This is a genomic window from Mycolicibacterium anyangense (assembly GCF_010731855.1).
Classification (GTDB): Bacteria; Actinomycetota; Actinomycetes; order Mycobacteriales; family Mycobacteriaceae; genus Mycobacterium; species Mycobacterium anyangense.
In genome coordinates this window covers 5,377,927-5,395,323 of the sequence record NZ_AP022620.1, presented here as the reverse complement: position 1 = coordinate 5,395,323, position 17,397 = coordinate 5,377,927, and the positions used below count along the sequence as shown (strand labels likewise).

The following is a 17,397-nucleotide window of genomic DNA, read 5'->3' as shown; positions in this document are numbered from 1 at the left end:
CCCGACGTGACCATCTCGGATGAGCGAACCGTGACACTGCCCGCCGAGGGCGAGATCAGCATCGTCGACATCGGCCCGCTGACCCTGGAAAGCGGCGAGGTGATCGACGATGTCTCGATCGCGGTCCAGCGCTGGGGCGACCTCTCCCCCAACCGGGACAACGTCGTGGTGGCGCTGCACGCGCTGACCGGCGATTCCCATCTCACCGGCCCCGCCGGGCCGGGTCACCCGACGCCAGGCTGGTGGGACGGCGTGGCCGGGCCGGGCGCCCCGATCGACACCAACCGCTGGTGTGCGATCGCGACCAACGTGCTGGGTGGCTGCCGCGGTTCGACCGGGCCGAGCTCGCTGGCTCGGGACGGCAAGCCGTGGGGGTCTCGTTTCCCGGTGATCACCGTGCGTGATCAAGTGGCCGCCGATGTCGCCGCGCTGGCCGCACTGGGAATCACCGAGGTCGCCGCTGTCGTCGGCGGCTCGATGGGCGGCGCGCGGGCGCTGGAATGGCTGATCGGTTACCCCGAACGGGTGCGCGCCGGCTTGGTGCTCGCCGTCGGAGCCCGAGCCACGGCCGACCAGATCGGCACGCAGAGCACCCAGATCGCAGCCATCACCTCCGACCCCGACTGGCAGGGCGGGGACTACCACGGCACAGACCGCTCCCCGCGGTCCGGTTTGCAGCTGGCCCGCCGATTCGCCCATCTGACCTACCGCGGCGAGGTGGAACTGGACACCCGGTTCGGCAACGACGCGCAGGGCGGCGAAGATCCGCTGACCGGTGGCCGCTACGCGGTGCAGAGCTACCTGGAGTACCAGGGCGCCAAGCTGGTCGAGAGGTTCGACGCCGGCAGCTACGTGGCGCTCAGTGACGCGCTGTCCACCCACGACGTCGGACGGGGCCGAGGCGGCGTCACCGCCGCACTGAAGTCGTGCCCGGTGCCCGTCGTCGTCGGCGGGATCACCTCCGATCGCCTGTATCCGCTGCGGCTACAACAGGAGCTGGCCGACCTGCTGCCCGGCTGCGACGGGCTCAATGTGGTCGAGTCGATCTACGGTCACGACGGCTTCCTGGTCGAGACCGAAGCGGTCGGTGAATTGGTCCGCCGGACACTGGACATCGCCGACGGGTCCGGGGGACGCCGGCGGTGACCGAGTCACGGCGCCAACGTTCACTGTCATTCGGGTCCGAGGCCGCCGCGTACGAACGGGGCCGTCCGTCGTACCCACCGGAGGCCATCGACTGGTTGCTGCCACCGGACGCGCATGACGTCCTGGACCTCGGGGCCGGCACCGGCAAGCTGACCACCCGGCTCGTCGAGCGCGGCCTGCACGTGATCGCCGTCGACCCGATCGCCGAGATGCTCGAGCTGCTCAGCTCGGCACTCCCCGATACCCCGGCACTGCTGGGCACGGCCGAGCAGATTCCGTTGCCGGACAACAGCGTTGACGCGGTGTTGGTGGCACAGGCCTGGCACTGGTTCGATCGCGAGCAGGCGGCGGCCGAGGTGGCGCGGGTGCTACGGCCGGGCGGTCGGCTGGGTCTGGTCTGGAATGTGCGCGACGAACGCTCGGGCTGGGTCAAGAACCTGGGCCGCATCATCGGCCACGAGGACGCCCAGTTTCACCAGACCACCCGGTTGCCTGCGCCCTTCACCGACGTCGAGCACCACCAGGTGGAGTGGACGAGTTACCTGACGCCACAGGCGCTGATCGACCTGGTGGCCTCGCGCAGCTACTGCATCACCTCTCCGGCGGAGGTGCGCACCCGTACCCTGGATCAGGTGCGCACCCTGTTGGCGACTCATCCAGCTTTGGTGAGTGCCACCGGTCTGGCGCTGCCCTACATCACGGTGTGTATCCGAGCCACCCTGGCCGGGTAGCCGTGTTGTCGGCGGAGCAATGGCTGGAAGTCCTGGGCGCTGCAGGAGTACCAGCTTTCCGTTGCCGACACACCGACGATGGTCTCGATATCACCTGTCGCACACCAGCCTTCATGGCAATCATGCAGCGATTGAGCCGCGAGATCGATGAGAAGGCCTTACTCGACAGGCTGGCGGACCGGTGGTCAGTACGAGCTGAGGGCGGCCCCTTCACCATCAGTGCATCCCGGGCTCCGGTCTGGCAGTGCGTCCTCCAGGCCGTCGACGCGCACGGAGATCACCTGGCGATCCTGCGACTGCCCGACGAGTGGCAAGCGCCGGACGATGCTTTCTTCACCATGGTGGAGAACCTGCCCGATGTCGTCACCCGGTTCGACCGCGACTACCGCTGCCAATATGCCAATCCACCGATGGCCACCCTCACCGCAGTCCCCCGTGCGACCCGCCATGGCAAGACCCACGGTGAAGTCGGCACCTCGGAGGAACTCGGCACCGCGTTCCAGAGGGCCTATCAACAGGTGTTCGACACCGCAGAACCGGTCGAACTCGAATTCAGCTACAACGGGACGACTGGTCTGCGCCATTATCTGGGTCGCGCGACACCCGAGTTCGATCACGAGGGCCGGGTACGTACCGTGCTGTCGGTGGTTCGTGACATCAGCGAGGTCAAGAAGCTCGAACAACAGCTCGACTTACTCTCGCGCACGGATCCGCTGACGGCGCTGCTGAATCGGCGCAGTTTCACCGCCCGCCTCGGCGCCGAGTTGGAGCGCGTGCAGCGCGGCGAGGGCCTCCTTAGCCTGCTGATGCTGGATCTCAACAACTTCAAGGACATCAACGACCGGTTCGGCCACCTCGCCGGTGATCGGGTGCTGAAAGCGATGGCCAGGATCCTCACCGAGGAGACGGGCTCGGCACATGCCTGCGCTCGGCTCGGCGGTGATGAATTCTGTGTCGCCCTGATCGACACAGACGCTGCGGCGGCCCGAGACGTCGCCGCGCGGATCGGCCAACGCGTCAACAGCATCACTCACGCTGACGGCCAGCCGATCGGGGTGAGCGTCAGCGTCGGGGTAGCCGAAGCCGACGCGCGCGACGCCACCGCTGTGGATCTACTGAGCCGCGTCGACATCTTGATGTACGAGGTGAAGTCGGGGGGCATCGGCCCACGGGCAAGTTAGAGTCGTGCAGGTGAGGGCTGCAAACCAATGGCTCGACTGGCTCAGCGTCGCCAAGGTTCCAGCGTTTCTCTGCCGTCACGACGGCGATCGGGTGGTTCTCGTGGCCGCGACGCCGGAGTTCACCGACGCACTCATGCCGGGCGACGAGGCACTGACAGAAATTGACCTGCTGGCACAGGTGGCCTCTGAGTGGCCTCGACGAGACGCTGGCCCGGTGGTCATGCACATCGCCGGCGCGCCGAATCTGCACTGCGTCCTTCAGCCGCTCGGCCACCCGTCCGGAGAATGTCTCGGGATCTTGCACGCGACCGAGGATCACCAGCGCCACAACGACTCCTTCTACGCGATCGTGCAGCAATTGCCCGATATCGTTGCCCGCTTTGACCGCGATCACCGGCACCTGTTCGTCAACCGCGCCATGCAGAGAATCGTCGGGATAGACCCCCAAGCGTTCTTCGGCAAGACAAATGCTGAACTTGGCATGCCAGATCACCTCGTCGAAGTGTGGAAGTCGTTGCACAGCAGGGTCTTCGAGACAGGCGAGCCAGCCGAGCTGGAGTTCGAGTTCGAGACGGAGCAGGGTCCAAAGCACTTCCTCTGTCGAGTTGTGCCTGAATATGCCGCAGACGGAACGATTCCGACGATTCTGAGCACGTCCCACGACATCACCCAGCTCAAATCGCTCCAGCGCCAACTCGCGCTATTGGCCAGCACAGACCCGCTGACGTCGCTGTTGAACAGACGCGGATTCACCGAGGCACTGGAGGCCGAAGCCGCTCGGGCCCGCAGCAGCCACGTCCAGCTGAGCTTGCTGCTGATCGACGTCAACGATTTCAAGGTCGTCAACGACACCTTCGGCCATCTCGCTGGCGACGACCTGTTGGTCACCATCGGTGAGGTGCTGCGCCGGGAAGTCCGGGACAGCGACTTTGTCGGCCGGCTCGGCGGCGACGAATTCTGCGTCGGCATCGTCGATTCCGACGGCGCTCGGGCCCGCGACACCGCTGACCGAATTCGCCAGCGCATCAGCACCCTCGGCGCCCAGGGGTTGAGTCCCTGTGATGTCAGCGTCAGCATCGGGCTGGCGACCTACGCCGACACCGACCGAAACGTGGCAGACCTCGTTGCCCGAGTCGACCAGGCGATGTATCGGGAAAAGGCCCGCCGCACAGATGCTCGGTGAGAACTCAGGCTGCGGCGCCGAACCAGCGGCCAAGAGCAGCACGCAGAGCCCGCGCGCCGCTCGGCGCGAATTCCTCTGCAGCCCAAGCGACATAGCCGTCCGGCCGGACCAGTATGCCCACCGGTCCGTCGACCAATGGTGCGGTGACGATGGTGACCCGATCGGCCCATCCCTGCGCCGAAGCCGCGACCGCTCCCCCACTTGCGTCGATCAGAACGGGACGCGCATCGTGCAACAGATCCGCCACCCGCCGGCCGTCGTCGAGCGTCAGATCCGGCACCAGGTAGCCGGAGAGCGGATGGTCGTCACCGACGTCGTAGCGGACGTCCGACCCGGCTAGCAGGCGGCCCACGTGCTCGCTGACGCCGGGTAGGGCGAGCAGCTCTTCGAAAAGCATTCGCAATTGGGCGACTTCGGAGCCTGGGGCCATCAGCGCGCTCTGGGCCATGGAGTGCATTATGACGCGCTGACCCACCGGGTGGCGTTCGGTCTCGTAGCTGTCGAGCAGACCCGCAGGCGCCCATCCGTTGACCTCGGCAGCCAGTTTCCAGCCGAGGTTGACCGCATCCTGCAGACCGAGGTTCAATCCCGGACCGCCCATCGCCGAATGCACGTGGGCAGCGTCGCCGAGCAGCAGGACGCGCCCGGCCCGGTAATGGTCCGCCTGCCTGGTGTTCTGGCCGTCGATACGTCGCTTGGCATGCGGGCCCGGGCCGCTCGGCTCCTGCAGGGGTACGTCGACACCCAGGATCCGTTGCAGGCTGGCCCGCAGTTCCGCGATCGTCAGCGGGCCCTGCTCGTCGGCGCGGCCGTCCTCCCGAGTGCCGACCAGCAGCACGCCCGGCTGGAAGCTACCGGCGAGCACCATCCCGTTGTCGAACCTGTTGTGCCCGAACGGGATATGTCCCACTCCTGGGATATTCAACCCGCCATCGGGCGCGCGGAACTCATCGGGCACCTCCACCTGGGCCAACCGCCCGACGGTCTCCGACGTGGTTCCGGGAAAGCCGATGCCCACACTCTTGCGGACCATACTGCGACCACCGTCCGCGCCGACGAGATAGCCGGCGGTCATCCGGTAAACACCGTCGGCGGTCGCGATACTCAGGGCTACGCCATCGTCGCCGGGCTGCAGCTCGGCGAGTTCGTGACCCCAGCGCAGATCCACGCCAAGCTCACGGGCACGCTTCTCCAACAGTCGCACCAGCTGGGGCTGCGGCATCATCATGGCGTACATCGGACTGGCGGCGGGGTCCGGATAGCTCAACTGCATCCCCGAGAACATCCAGCCGGGTAACGGCTGCGGCCGGTCCTGGCCGGTGAACCCGGAGTACAGACCGCGCATGTCGAGCATCCGAACCACCTGCCCGACAAGGCCATTGGCCTTGGGTTCGGGAGAGGCCCCGGGCAGGGCATCGAGGACCACCGGCATGATCCCGGCCAGGGCCAGTTCACAGGCCAGCATCAGGCCGTTGGGACCTGCTCCGGCGATGACGACCTCGCGCTTCTCGGTCATGACGACCTCCGCTTCGGTTCGGGCAAACCAGCTGTGACATCGGCAAATCCACGGCGCATCAGACCGACGATCGGGACAGGCGGATCGGCGGCGATATAGGTGTCCATGGCGGCTTCGGCGACGGCGCGGATGCTGGCGGCCACCAGTCGGGGATAGATATCGCGCTCCGGGTCGGTGCCGGTGCGTTCGGCGATTGCCGCGATCCATTCGGTCATCAGGTTGTTGGCCAATGCATTACGCACCTCGATCGCCATGTTGAGCTCGACGAGCCGGTCCAGCTGCTGGCGGGTCGGCGCGAAGTCCTCCCCCATCTCGGTCAGCAGCGGCTCGAGTACCGATTCGGTGATCGCCGTCCACAGCGGATCACCGGCAGGCCATTCGCGAAAGGTGTTCAGGCTGCGCCGCATTCGCTCCAGCTGTCGGTAGGCGATGGCCTCGTACTTGCCTGCGAAGTAGTTGTTGAAGGTGCGCAGCGATACCCCGGCCCGCTCCGCGATGGCCTCCCGGGTGACGTTGTCGATTCCGCGCTCGAAAGCCAGATGCAGCGCAGCGTCACTGAGAGACCTGCGGGTGTCGGCCTTTTTGCGCTCGCGCAAGCCCTGCGGTGCGGTCATGACACCACCGTACCGAGAAGTTGCACACCGGGCAAGATTGCCCGCTAGGCAAGTTTTGTGGGCGGGTTAGGACGTGCCCAACGGGTCGATGGTCGACGCCACATAGATCATGATCACGCTCAACGTGGTCATGGTGGCGAAGTCCAAACTGCGCGACCGCACCGCCAGGAGGCCGGCGCGGTCCTCGGAGAGCACCAGTCGCAGTGCGGCCGCCACCCCGACCGCAATCCCGATCAACAGCGACCCGCGGCGCCAGAAGCCCGCCGCCACCAGCACGAATGCCAGCAGGAACACCGCGAACACGCTCAGGATCGGCCACTGCGAGCGCACGACGCGGCGGGTGAACGCCACCGCCTCGTCACGAGTCGGCAATCGGCGCTTGGCCCGAGTCGTCACTGGGCCCCTTCGGCAGCCTCGACGACGTTGGTCAACAGGAAGGCCCGGGTCAGTGGGCCCACCCCGCCCGGGTTCGGTGAGATGTGTCCGGCGACGTCCCACACGTCGGGGTGGACGTCGCCGGTGAGCTTGCCGTCGACCCGGCTCACCCCGACATCGACCACCGCCGCACCGGGCCGCACCATGTCGGCGGTCAGCATGTGCGGCACACCGACCGCGGCCACGATGATGTCGGCCTGCCGGGTCAGTGCCGGCAGATCACGAGTTCCGGTGTGGCACAACGTCACGGTGGCGTTCTCGGTGCGGCGGGTCAGCAGCAGGCCCAGCGGGCGGCCCACGGTGACACCGCGGCCGATCACCACCACGTGCGCGCCGGCGATCGGCACGTCGTAACGGCGCAGCAGGTGCACGATGCCACGCGGAGTGCACGGCAGCGGGGCGTCCTTGCCCAGCACCAGCCGGCCCAGGCTGATCGGGTGCAGACCGTCGGCGTCCTTGGCCGGGTCGATGCGTTCCAGCGCAGCGTTCTCATCGAGGTGGCGCGGCAGCGGCAATTGCACGATGTAGCCGGTGCAGTCCGGGTTGGCATTGAGTTCGTCGAGGGTGTCCTCGAGCTGGGCCTGACTGACGTCGGCGGGCAAATCACGCCGGATCGAGGTGATGCCGACCTTGGCGCAGTCGGCATGCTTGCCGCGCACGTAGGCGTGCGAGCCCGGGTCGTCACCGACCAGGACGGTGCCCAGTCCCGGGGTGCGCCCGGCGGCGGTCAGCGCCGCCACCCGTTCGGTCAGATCGACGAAGATCTCGTCGCGGGTGAGCTTGCCGTCCAAGGTGATAGCGACCACGGACCACATTGTTCCATTGAGCGAGTAGGCAGCGTTGACAGCACCACTGCGCCCGTGTTGAGCTGCGGTGATGGACAGTGCGCCAGATGTGTTCAGCCCGGCGGTGCTCGGCCCTGTCACGCTGCGCAACCGCATCCTCAAGTCGGCCACGTTCGAGGCCCGCACGCCCGACGACGTCGTCTCCGACGATCTGATCTCTTTCCACCGGGCCATCGCCGCCGGTGGTGTCGGCATGACGACGGTGGCCTACACCGCGGTGAGCCAGGGTGGCCGGACCAACGGCGGGCAGATCTGGATGCGCCCGCAGGCCGTGCCCGGCCTGCGCCGGCTCGCCGACGCCGTGCACGCCGAGGGCGCCGCCATCAGCGCACAGATCGGCCACGCCGGGCCGGTGGCCAACGCGCGCTCCAACAAGGCGCCCGCCCTGGCGCCGGTGCGCTTCTTCAACCCGCTGTCGATGAAGTTCGCCAAGCACGCCAGCCGTGACGACATCGCCGAGGTGATCGCCGCGCACGCCGCGGCCGCGCGGTACGCGATCGACTCCGGCTTCGACGCGGTCGAGATCCACCTCGGTCACAACTATCTGGCCAGCTCGTTCCTCTCGCCGATGATCAACCGCCGGTCCGACGAGTACGGCGGCTCGCTGGAGAACCGCGCCAGGGTGGCCCGCTCGATCGTGATGGCCGTGCGCCGCGAGGTCGAGCGGCTGGGTCCGGCGCCGATCGCGGTGACCGCCAAGCTGAACATGGCCGACGGGGTGCGCGGCGGCATCCGGATCGAGGAATCGCTGCAGACCGCGAAGTGGCTGCAGGACGACGGCGGTCTGGACGCCATCGAGCTGACCGCAGGCAGCTCACTGCTCAACCCGATGTACCTGTTCCGCGGCGACGCCCCGGTCAAGGAGTTCGCCGCCGCCCAGAAGTGGCCGCTGAACTGGGGCATGCGGATGACCGGCACGAAATTCATGCGGGAGTACCCCTACGAGGACACCTACCTGCTGCGTGACGCACTGCTGTTCCGCAAGGAACTCACCCTGCCGCTGATCTTGCTCGGCGGGATCACCAACCGCGAGGCCATGGACCGGGCGATGGCCGACGGCTTCGAGTTTGTCGCGATGGGCCGCGCTCTGCTGGCCGAACCGGACCTGCTCAACCGGATCAAGGCCGATGGCGACGCGCACACCGTGAAGTCGCTGTGTACCCACTGCAACAAGTGCATGCCGACCATCTACTCGCGGACCATCTGCGTCGAAACGGGCGCTCCCGCCTGACGGGCGGGAAGCCGCGCTACCGATACAGTTGGTGGCGATGAGTCGACCAGCCGCACCCGCGCTGACCGTTCAGTACGACGGGTCGGAGCGCACTTTCGCCGCAGGGCACGACGTCGTGGTTGGCCGCGACCTCCGTGCCGACGTCCGGATCGCCCACCCGCTGATCTCCCGTGCCCACCTTGTGCTGCGGTTCGACAACGGGCGCTGGCTGGCGATCGACAACGGCTCGCTCAACGGGATGTTCGTCAACGGCCGGCGCATCCCGTCGGTCGAGATCGCCGACGGGATGAGCGTCAACGTCGGCAACCCGGACGGACCGGCGATCCGCTTCGGGGTCGGCAGGCACCAGGGGTCGGTGGGCCGCCCGCCGCAGACATCGTCGGTGCGGCTGTCCGCTCCGCCGTCGGCGCCGTCGTCGTGGCCGGCCAACCCCACTCAGGGTCCGTCGACCGCCAATGCCTGGCCGCCACCGCAGTCGCGCCCCACACCGACCTACCAGCAGCCGCCGTCGTACCCGACCAGCGGGCAGCCAATGCAGCCGGCGTATCCGTCCCGGCCGCCCACCGCGTCGGCTCCTGTGGCGCCGCCGGCCGCGGCACCGACGCAGATGCGCCCGGCCGCCGGCAAGCCGGCCGGATCGTCGAACATCGCGACCTCGATGCTCAAGATCCTGCGCCCCGGGGCACCCGGTGATGTGCCGCCGGGCGGCGTCAAGATCGGCCGGGCGACCGACAACGACATCGTCATCCCCGACGTGCTGGCCTCGCGCCATCACGCCACGCTGATCCCGACCCCGGGCGGGACGGAGATCGTCGACAACCGCAGCATCAACGGCACGTTCGTCAACGGCACCCGCGTCGACACCGCGCTGCTGAACGAGGGCGACACCGTCACGATCGGCAACATCGACCTGGTGTTCGCCGGCGGCACCCTGGTGCGCCGCACCGAGACCGAGGCCGCCACCGCCACCGGCGGCCTCGACGTACGCGGCGTGACGTGGACGATCGAGAACAACAAGACGCTGCTCGACAACATCTCGCTCACCGCGCGCCCCGGCACACTGACCGCGGTGATCGGCCCCTCGGGCGCTGGTAAATCCACGTTCGCGCGATTGGTCGCCGGCTACACCCATCCGACAAGTGGCACAGTCACTTTCGAGGGTCATAACATCCACGCCGAGTACGCCTCGCTGCGCTCCCGGATCGGGATGGTGCCACAGGACGATGTGGTGCACGGCCAGCTGACGGTCAACCAGGCACTGATGTACGCCGCCGAACTGCGGCTGCCCCCGGACACCACCAAGGAGGACCGCCAGCAGGTGGTGGCGCAGGTGCTGGCCGAGCTGGAGATGACCAAGCACGCCGAGACCCGGGTGGACAAGCTGTCCGGTGGCCAGCGCAAGCGCGCCTCGGTCGCACTGGAACTGCTGACCGGCCCGTCGCTGCTGATCCTCGACGAACCCACCTCGGGTCTCGACCCCGCGCTGGACCGCCAGGTCATGACGATGCTGCGCCAGTTGGCCGACGCCGGTCGTGTGGTGCTGGTGGTCACCCACTCGCTGACCTACCTCGACGTGTGCGACCAGGTGCTGCTGCTCGCGCCGGGCGGCAAGACCGCGTTCTGCGGGACGCCCAGCCAGATCGGCCCGGCGATGGGCACCACCAACTGGGCCGACATCTTCAGCAGCGTGGCGGGCGATCCGGACGCGGCCTACCAGCGCTACCTGCAGCAGACCGGGCCGACTCCCCCGCCACCACCGGCGGAGCGGCCCTCCGACATCGGCGAGCCGACGCACACCAGCCTGCTGCGCCAGTTCTCGACGATCGCGCGGCGGCAGTTGCGGCTGATCATCTCCGACCGGGGCTACTTCGCATTCCTGGCGGTGCTGCCGTTCATCATGGGCGTGCTGTCGCTGTCGGTGCCCGGCACCGTCGGCTTCGGGGTGCCCAATCCGATGGGCGATGCGCCCAACGAACCCGGTCAGATCCTGGTGCTGCTCAACGTCGGTGCGATTTTCATGGGCACCGCGCTGACGGTGCGCGATCTGATCGGTGAACGCGCCATCTTCCGCCGGGAACAAGCCGTGGGTCTCTCGACGACGGCGTACCTGCTGGCGAAAGTGTGCATCTATGCGGTGTTCGCGATCGTGCAGTCCACGATCGTCACGGCCATCACCATCGCCGGCAAGGGATCGCCGACCCAGGGCTCGCTGACGTTCCTCAACCCGACGCTGGAGCTGTTCGTGGTGATGGGCGCGACGACGGTGACCGCCGCGATGGTGGGCCTGGCGCTGTCGGCGATGGCCAAGTCCAACGAGCAGATCATGCCGCTGCTGGTGGTCGCGGTGATGAGCCAATTGGTGTTCTCCGGCGGCATGATTCCGGTGACCGGCCGACTGGTGCTCGACCAGCTGTCCTGGTTCACACCAGCCCGCTGGGGCTTCGCGGCGTCGGCCTCGACCGTCGACCTGATCAAGCTGGTGCCCGGACCGCTGACCCCGAAGGACCGGCACTGGGAGCACACCGCGGGTGCCTGGTGGTTCGACATGGCGATGCTGGGCGCACTATGCGTGGGCTATCTGACGTTCGTGCGGTGGAAGATCCGGCTGAAGTCCGCCTAGCCGTTGGTTGAGTCAGACGTGGCGCAGAGAAAGTGCGAGTGGACCTCTGCCTGGGTTCTGAATCAACGCACCCGCAAGCTGGCCGTTGACTCCTGTTCATCGAATGTCTCTAGTCTGCCGCGCATGACGATGAAGACGGCGATTGCCGCCGCAGCTGTGGGACTCGCGATGGTGCTCGCCCCGGTGGCCACCGCCGCCCCGACCGATCCCAACACCGACACCTTCGGCGGGTGGAATCACCTGGTCGACGACGGCGGCGCGGTGATCACGGTGTGGAAGATCAGCGATCTCAAGCCCAGCACCGACACCATCCCCGGCTACCCGCTGGCCGGCAGGCTGTGGGAGGCCACCGCCGCGGTGCGCGCAGCCAAGGGCACCGTGACGCCGATCATCCCCGACTTCAACGCCCGCTCGGCCAATGGCACCAACTACCCGGTGCTGTGGCAGGCAGCCACCCCGGCCGGCATCAGCGGCGCCACGCTGCCCCAGGGCGCGAAGTCGACCGGCAAGCTGTACTTCGACGTGACCGGCCCCGCCCCGACTCAAGTCGTCTACAACAACGGCGTCGCCGACCTGCTGTTCTGGAAGTAGCCGATTCTCACTCGCCGGTGACGTCGAGGCCGTGAGCGACCGCGAACGCCAACGCCTGCGGCACATCGATCTTCGCACCGCGGCAGGCCGCGGTGGTCCACAGTGAGGCGTCAACGCGGGCGCTGCGCAGATCGGCCTGCTCCAGTCGAAGCCCGTTGGTCCGGGCCCCGGTGAGGTCCGCCCCGCGCAGCACCGCCTTACGCAGGTCGGCCTGGACCAAACTGGCCTCGCGCAGCCGGCTGCCCGACAGGTCCACCCCACGCAGGTCCGCGCCGCCGAGCACGGCCAGCGTGAAGTCCACCTCGTCGAACACCGCGGGACGCAGCCGACAGTCCTCGAAGGAGGAACCCAGCATGCTGCAGTTTCGGAATGTGCTGTGCCACAGGGTGGTCCGCAGAAACCGGCAGTTGCGGAATGCCGAACCCAAATGCGTCGACTCAGCCAGATTGGCTCCGCCGAACTCACATTCGGTGAACACCACACGTTCGGTCTGCAGACCCGAGAGGTCCTCATCACGGAAGTCGTGGCCGACGAACTCCTGGTCGACCCAGTGCGGCATCGTTGCGCCTAGCTGGAGCTCAGGCTGGCCAGGGCGTACTCGCTCACCGCGATCAGCGCGTCGGTGGCCGATTTACGATCCCTGGCGTCCACGCTGATCACCGGCGTGCTGGCCGGCAGTGTCAGAGCTTTGCGAATCTCGTCGGTGGGATATCTTGGTGCACCGTCGAATTCGTTGACTGCGATGAGGAATGGCAGCTTGCGGTGCTCGAAGAAGTCGACCGCCGGGAAGCTGTCCTGCAGCCGGCGGACGTCGACCAGGATGATGGCCCCGATGGCGCCGTGCACCAGGTCGTCCCACATGAACCAGAATCGGCGCTGCCCCGGCGTACCGAACAGGTAGAGCACCAGGTCGCTGTCGAGGGTGATCCGGCCGAAATCCATCGCCACCGTCGTCGTCGACTTCTCCGGTGTCGCTTCCAACACGTCGACGGCGGCGGAGGCGTCGGTCACCATGGCTTCGGTGCGCAGCGGCATGATCTCCGAGACCGCACCGACGAACGTGGTCTTTCCGGCACCGAACCCACCCGCGATGACGATCTTCGTCGAGGCGGAGCTGCGCCCCTCAGAGGGCTCGTAGGCCACGCAGGGTCCTCCCTATGAGTTCACGGCGCTCGTCTACCGAAGAGCGGTCGGTCAATGTCGTGTGTACCCGAAGATATCCCGACGTGACCAAGTCACCGACGAGGACCCGCGCGACACCGAGCGGCAATCCCAACGTGGCCGAGATCTCGGCGACCGACGGGCGCTCGGTGCACAGGTGACAGATCCGGCCGCGAACGTCACCGGCTGGCCAATGGGGCATCGCCGCCGAGCGCAACGCCTCGATGGGAGCCTCCAACGGCAGTTCGACGGTGGTATCGGTGCGGCCGGACGTCAACGCGTACGGGCGAACGATGTTCGCCTCATCCTCGGGTGACGGCCGCTGGTCCATCGTGGGTCACGAGGGCTGCGGGGCTCGACGCGACGAGGAGACGACGTTGCCCACCCGCTCGACCAAAACTGCCATCTCGTAGCCGATTTGGCCGATATCACAGTTCGGTGCGGCCAATGTGGCCAGCTGTGAGCCGTCGCCGACCCGCATCACCAGCAGGTAACCGCCGGCCATCTCGACCACCGACTGCAGCACCTGGCCACCTTCGAACAGCTGCGCGGCACCGGCGGCCAGGCTGGCCAGGCCGGATGTGACGGCGGCCAGCTGCTCGGCCCGTTCCCGGGGCAGTTGCTCGCTGGCGGCGATCAACAGACCGTCCACCGAGACCAATACGGCGTGCGACACCCCTGGTACTTCGCGGGCGAAGTTGGACACCAGCCAGTCCAGCGAGTTGTTCTGCGCGCGTGGCGGATAGGTCATTCCTGCTCTCGTCCGTTCTCGGTACCAGTCTGGGAGTTGGCTCGGGCGGCCCGTACACCGCCGAAGTGGTTGCTGAACGACGCGCGGACGGCGTCGGGATCGCGACGGGGAAGCTCCGGCGCGGCGGGCGGGCGGTTGACCGGCACCGGAACGGGTTCGGCCGCTCCGGGAACCAGCCGCGCCCCGGGCTCGCGTACCGGCAGACCGTGCTCGGTGTGCGCCCGCACCGGCACGTTGCCCACCTCGCCCGCGGTGGCCCAGCCGTTGTCCCACACCGACTTCCAGTCCTGGGGTACCGCCACTGTCTTCGGGTCGACCAGGAACTCCGAGAGCATCTTCTGATAGATGAAGTCGGTATCGGTGTCCTCGGCCTCCGGGGCGGCCAGGTCGGCGGCCAGCACATCGAGGCCGGCGATGTCGACAGGCGCCTCCTCGAGATCCTTGCCCGCGCGTTCGCGCGAGGTGAAGAACGCGGACGTGTTGGTGGGCTGGTCATGTTCGGGGACAGGGGCTTCGTCGGTGCCCTCGGCATCGGCGAACCACCGCGACGGCTCGGGCTCGGGCTCGGGTTCCGGCGGCGGTGCGGGCGCCGCGGTGATCCCGCTGGAGCCGGGCGAACGCTGCGGCAGACCGGACGGCCCGACGGCGGGCTGCTCGTTGAGCGAGGGAGCGGCGAAACGCGCGGCCTGAGCATCGTCGTCCTGGGTCTGCGACGCCGCTCCCGGCCCGAACGGCCGGGCGTCGGGCCCGATCGGCGACGAGTGCTCGAGCAGTTCGGGCGGCAGGTACAGCTCGGCGGTGGTACCCGAGGACGGCTGGCCGGCGACGGTGTTGCGCAGCCGGACCACCATGCCGTGCATGTGGGCCAGGCGGCCGACCACGAAAAGCCCCATATGGCGGGTGTTGTCGGGGCTCACCTCACCGCCGGCATGCAGTCGCATGTTGGCGATCCGCAGGTCGGCGTCGGTCATGCCGATTCCGTCGTCGTGCACCTCGATGAGCACGCCGGCGTTGCTGGTGTGCACCGCGGTGACCCGCACCGGGGAGATCGGTGGCGAGTAGCGCAGGGCATTGTCGATCAGCTCGGCAAGCATGTGCACCGCGTCGCCGGAGACGCGGCCCACCAGTGCGGAATCCGGCACCGAGCCGATCTCCACCCGCTTGTAGTCCTCGACCTCGGAGACGGCGCCGTTGAGCGCGCTGGCCAACGGCAGCGAGGTGCGCTGGTCGCGGGACACCTGGGCGCCGGCGAGCACCAGCAGGTTGGCCCCGATGCGGCGCATCCGGGTGGCGAGGTGGTCGAGCCGGAACAGGCTCTCCAGCCGTTCGGGATCCTTCTCGTTGCGCTCGAGCCGGTCGATCAGCGCCAGCTGCTGGTCGACCAGGGACCGGTTGCGCCGCGACATCGTCTCGAACATGTCGTTGACCAGGATGCGCAGCCGGGCCTCGTCGCCGGCCAACAGCAGGGCCTGGGTGTGCAATTCGTCGACGGCGTGGGCGACCTGGCCGATCTCCTCGGTGGTGTACACCGGCAGTGGCTCGGGCTCGCGTTCGTCACCCGCGCGGACTCGGGCGATCTCCTGCTCGAGATCGGTGTGAGCAACCTTCAGGGCGCCGTCGCGCAGTGTGCGCAGCGGGCGGATCAACGACCGCGCCACCAGGTACACGACGACGAGGGCGATCACGAACGCCGCCAGGATCAGCAGACCGTCGCGGATCGCGGTGCTACGCCGGTCATCGGCGAGCGCCCGGACCGAGGTGACGACCTGCCCGGTGGTGCTGCTGATCACCTCGCCGGCAATCTTGGCGGTGGCCTGCAGGGACTGGCGCAGATCGAGGTTGCCGACCAGCACCGCGTCGGGATTGGACATGACGTTCATCCGGCGCACCATCTCGCCCTGCAGCACTTTGACGTCGGGTGATCCGACGCCGAGTACCTGGCTCATGTCGAACAGGGTCGACGGTTCGGTGCCGGCCAGTGTGATCATCGAGTTGCGCAGCTCGGCCTCAGGCAGATCACCGCCCTGCTCGACGAGGAGCTGCTGCATGAACATCTGCCCGCGGGCGCCGACGGCCCGGCTCAGGCCCTGGGTCTGCGCCCGCAGTTTCTCGTCGTCGAGGCGAACCGAGCCGTTGATGGCATCCTCGGCGGTCAGCAGGATCGGCGCGTAGGTGGTGATGCGCTCGCGCAAGCCGATGGTATTGGAGGACACCGCGCCGAGGAGCTTCTGGCCACCGGACAGGATGTTGGTGACGCCGGTCCGCACGTCGGTGGCCACATCGGTGTCGTTGAGCTTCTTCTGCAGCGCGGCCCTGGCGTTGTCGAAGGAGTTGCTGGCCGTCGCCGTGTCACCACCCGAGGAGTAGGCCAGCAGCGCCCCCTCCAGGGCGGCCAGGTAGTTCTCGATCGACGGGATCAGCTGGACGCGGTCGGCGGCCACCTGGAGCTCGCGCGCCTCGGTCAGCCCGGAATACACCCGGGCCCCGCCGAAGGCCAGTGCCAATGCCAGGGGAACGGCGACGATCGCAAACACCTTGGCGCGCACCGGCCAGTTGCGCAGCGACCACCGCGACGGCCGCTTGACCGGGGTGGCCGGTGACTGATCAGGAGACGACGGCACCTGTCCCACCCCGTCCGGGGTGGTGAACATGGTCATCGCACGACGGCCGGGCTGACGACCGCCGCACAACTATTGAGTGTTCTCGGCTGCTTCATTCGGACTTTCCTGGTCATCGCTTACCCGTGGCATGCCAACGAGACAGCGAATTACGCCTGGCAATTCGTCGAGTATGACAGCGTTGGCCCAGCTTCTCCATAGTCGTTACTGAACAGAGAGGTTGTATCCAAGCGGCGGCGACGCTATTCGGGGTGGCGAGCAAATTGCGCTGCGGCACAACTGAGATCATCGTCGGATGTTCCGGGTGATGTTTTACCAGCCGCGTATCGCACCGAATACCGGCAACGCGATCCGGATGGTCGCGGCCACCGGATGCGAACTGCATCTGGTGGAACCGCTCGGTTTCGATCTGTCCGAGCCGAAGCTGCGCCGGGCCGGGTTGGACTACCACGATCTGGCGTCGGTAACCGTGCACCCCGGACTGGAGGCGGCGTGGTCGGCCGTCGGCGAGGCCCGGGTGTTCGCCTTCAGCGCCCACGCCAGCCGGTCGTTCACCGACATCGCCTACCGACCCGGCGATGTGCTGCTGTTCGGGCCGGAGCCGACCGGGCTCGACGAGGCGACGCTGGCCGATCCGCATATCAGCGCGCAGGTGCGGATCCCGATGCTGGCGGGCCGGCGGTCATTGAATCTGTCGAACGCGGCGGCCGTGGCCGCCTATGAGGCGTGGCGGCAGCACGGCTTCCGCGGAGGCGTGTAAGCGCAGCGACCCGG

17 protein-coding genes are annotated in these 17,397 nt (G+C 67.7%); 8 read left to right on the top strand and 9 right to left on the bottom strand.

Annotated features, from left to right (window positions below; translation table 11 throughout):
- The first annotated feature begins 6 nt into the window (after nt 1–6).
- From metX to G6N35_RS25475, 4 genes are all read left to right on the top strand, one after another.
- Nucleotides 7–1,146 carry a homoserine O-acetyltransferase MetX gene (metX, locus tag G6N35_RS25490; RefSeq protein ID WP_163807134.1) on the top strand — a complete coding sequence of 380 codons (1,140 nt, stop codon included), beginning with the start codon at nt 7–9 and terminating at the stop codon, nt 1,144–1,146.
- Complete coding sequence (locus G6N35_RS25485; RefSeq protein WP_163807133.1) at nt 1,143–1,877, top strand: class I SAM-dependent methyltransferase; 735 nt, start codon at nt 1,143–1,145, stop codon at nt 1,875–1,877. The genes metX and G6N35_RS25485 overlap by 4 nt, the downstream gene beginning before the upstream one ends.
- A 113-nt stretch (nt 1,878–1,990) precedes the next feature.
- On the top strand, nt 1,991–3,058 hold the full coding sequence (locus G6N35_RS25480) for a sensor domain-containing diguanylate cyclase (RefSeq protein ID WP_163807132.1): 1,068 nt from the start codon (nt 1,991–1,993) through the stop codon (nt 3,056–3,058).
- A 10-nt stretch (nt 3,059–3,068) separates the two neighbouring features.
- A complete protein-coding gene (locus G6N35_RS25475) occupies nt 3,069–4,241 on the top strand; it encodes a sensor domain-containing diguanylate cyclase (RefSeq protein ID WP_163807131.1) in 1,173 nt (390 codons plus the stop codon).
- Nucleotides 4,242–4,245: 4 nt separating this feature from the next.
- Here G6N35_RS25475 and G6N35_RS25470 read toward each other — a convergent pair whose 3' ends face one another.
- The 4 genes from G6N35_RS25470 to G6N35_RS25455 all read right to left on the bottom strand — a co-directional run bounded on the left by G6N35_RS25470 (nt 4,246) and on the right by G6N35_RS25455 (nt 7,612).
- Nucleotides 4,246–5,757 carry an FAD-dependent monooxygenase gene (locus G6N35_RS25470; protein ID WP_163807130.1) on the bottom strand — a complete coding sequence of 504 codons (1,512 nt, stop codon included), beginning with the start codon at nt 5,755–5,757 and terminating at the stop codon, nt 4,246–4,248.
- A complete protein-coding gene (locus G6N35_RS25465; protein WP_163807129.1) occupies nt 5,754–6,371 on the bottom strand; it encodes a TetR/AcrR family transcriptional regulator in 618 nt (205 codons plus the stop codon). The genes G6N35_RS25470 and G6N35_RS25465 overlap by 4 nt, the downstream gene beginning before the upstream one ends.
- A gap of 66 nt (nt 6,372–6,437) precedes the next feature.
- On the bottom strand, nt 6,438–6,767 hold the full coding sequence (locus tag G6N35_RS25460) for a DUF3017 domain-containing protein (RefSeq protein WP_163807128.1): 330 nt from the start codon (nt 6,765–6,767) through the stop codon (nt 6,438–6,440).
- Nucleotides 6,764–7,612 carry a bifunctional methylenetetrahydrofolate dehydrogenase/methenyltetrahydrofolate cyclohydrolase gene (locus G6N35_RS25455; protein ID WP_163807127.1) on the bottom strand — a complete coding sequence of 283 codons (849 nt, stop codon included), beginning with the start codon at nt 7,610–7,612 and terminating at the stop codon, nt 6,764–6,766. Before G6N35_RS25455 ends, G6N35_RS25460 begins: the two co-directional genes overlap by 4 nt.
- Before the next feature lie 70 nt (nt 7,613–7,682).
- On the opposite strand from G6N35_RS25455, the gene G6N35_RS25450 reads away from it, so the two are divergent.
- The 3 genes from G6N35_RS25450 to G6N35_RS25440 all read left to right on the top strand — a co-directional run bounded on the left by G6N35_RS25450 (nt 7,683) and on the right by G6N35_RS25440 (nt 12,093).
- On the top strand, nt 7,683–8,882 hold the full coding sequence (locus tag G6N35_RS25450; RefSeq protein WP_163807126.1) for an NADH:flavin oxidoreductase: 1,200 nt from the start codon (nt 7,683–7,685) through the stop codon (nt 8,880–8,882).
- Nucleotides 8,883–8,913: 31 nt separating this feature from the next.
- Complete coding sequence (locus G6N35_RS25445; protein ID WP_163807125.1) at nt 8,914–11,502, top strand: FHA domain-containing protein; 2,589 nt, start codon at nt 8,914–8,916, stop codon at nt 11,500–11,502.
- A 123-nt stretch (nt 11,503–11,625) separates the two neighbouring features.
- On the top strand, nt 11,626–12,093 hold the full coding sequence (locus G6N35_RS25440; protein WP_407664586.1) for an MPT63 family protein: 468 nt from the start codon (nt 11,626–11,628) through the stop codon (nt 12,091–12,093).
- Nucleotides 12,094–12,100: 7 nt separating this feature from the next.
- Here the strand turns inward: G6N35_RS25440 and G6N35_RS25435 are convergent, their stop codons facing one another.
- From G6N35_RS25435 to G6N35_RS25415, 5 genes are read right to left on the bottom strand one after another with little or no spacing between them, the layout of a single operon-like run.
- A complete protein-coding gene (locus tag G6N35_RS25435) occupies nt 12,101–12,652 on the bottom strand; it encodes a pentapeptide repeat-containing protein (RefSeq protein ID WP_163807124.1) in 552 nt (183 codons plus the stop codon).
- 8 nt (nt 12,653–12,660) lie between these two features.
- A complete protein-coding gene (locus G6N35_RS25430; RefSeq protein ID WP_163807123.1) occupies nt 12,661–13,236 on the bottom strand; it encodes a GTP-binding protein in 576 nt (191 codons plus the stop codon).
- On the bottom strand, nt 13,217–13,585 hold the full coding sequence (locus G6N35_RS25425; protein ID WP_163807122.1) for a DUF742 domain-containing protein: 369 nt from the start codon (nt 13,583–13,585) through the stop codon (nt 13,217–13,219). The genes G6N35_RS25430 and G6N35_RS25425 overlap by 20 nt, the downstream gene beginning before the upstream one ends.
- 6 nt (nt 13,586–13,591) lie before the next feature.
- Nucleotides 13,592–14,005, bottom strand: a complete 414-nt coding sequence (locus tag G6N35_RS25420; protein ID WP_059016084.1) for a roadblock/LC7 domain-containing protein — start codon at nt 14,003–14,005, stop codon at nt 13,592–13,594.
- Complete coding sequence (locus G6N35_RS25415; RefSeq protein WP_246224508.1) at nt 14,002–16,662, bottom strand: sensor histidine kinase; 2,661 nt, start codon at nt 16,660–16,662, stop codon at nt 14,002–14,004. The genes G6N35_RS25420 and G6N35_RS25415 overlap by 4 nt, the downstream gene beginning before the upstream one ends.
- 256 nt (nt 16,663–16,918) lie before the next feature.
- On the opposite strand from G6N35_RS25415, the gene G6N35_RS25410 reads away from it, so the two are divergent.
- Nucleotides 16,919–17,383 (top strand): tRNA (cytidine(34)-2'-O)-methyltransferase, encoded by a 465-nt coding sequence (locus G6N35_RS25410; RefSeq protein ID WP_163807121.1) that lies wholly within the window; start codon nt 16,919–16,921, stop codon nt 17,381–17,383.
- The last annotated feature ends 14 nt before the right edge of the window (nt 17,384–17,397 follow it).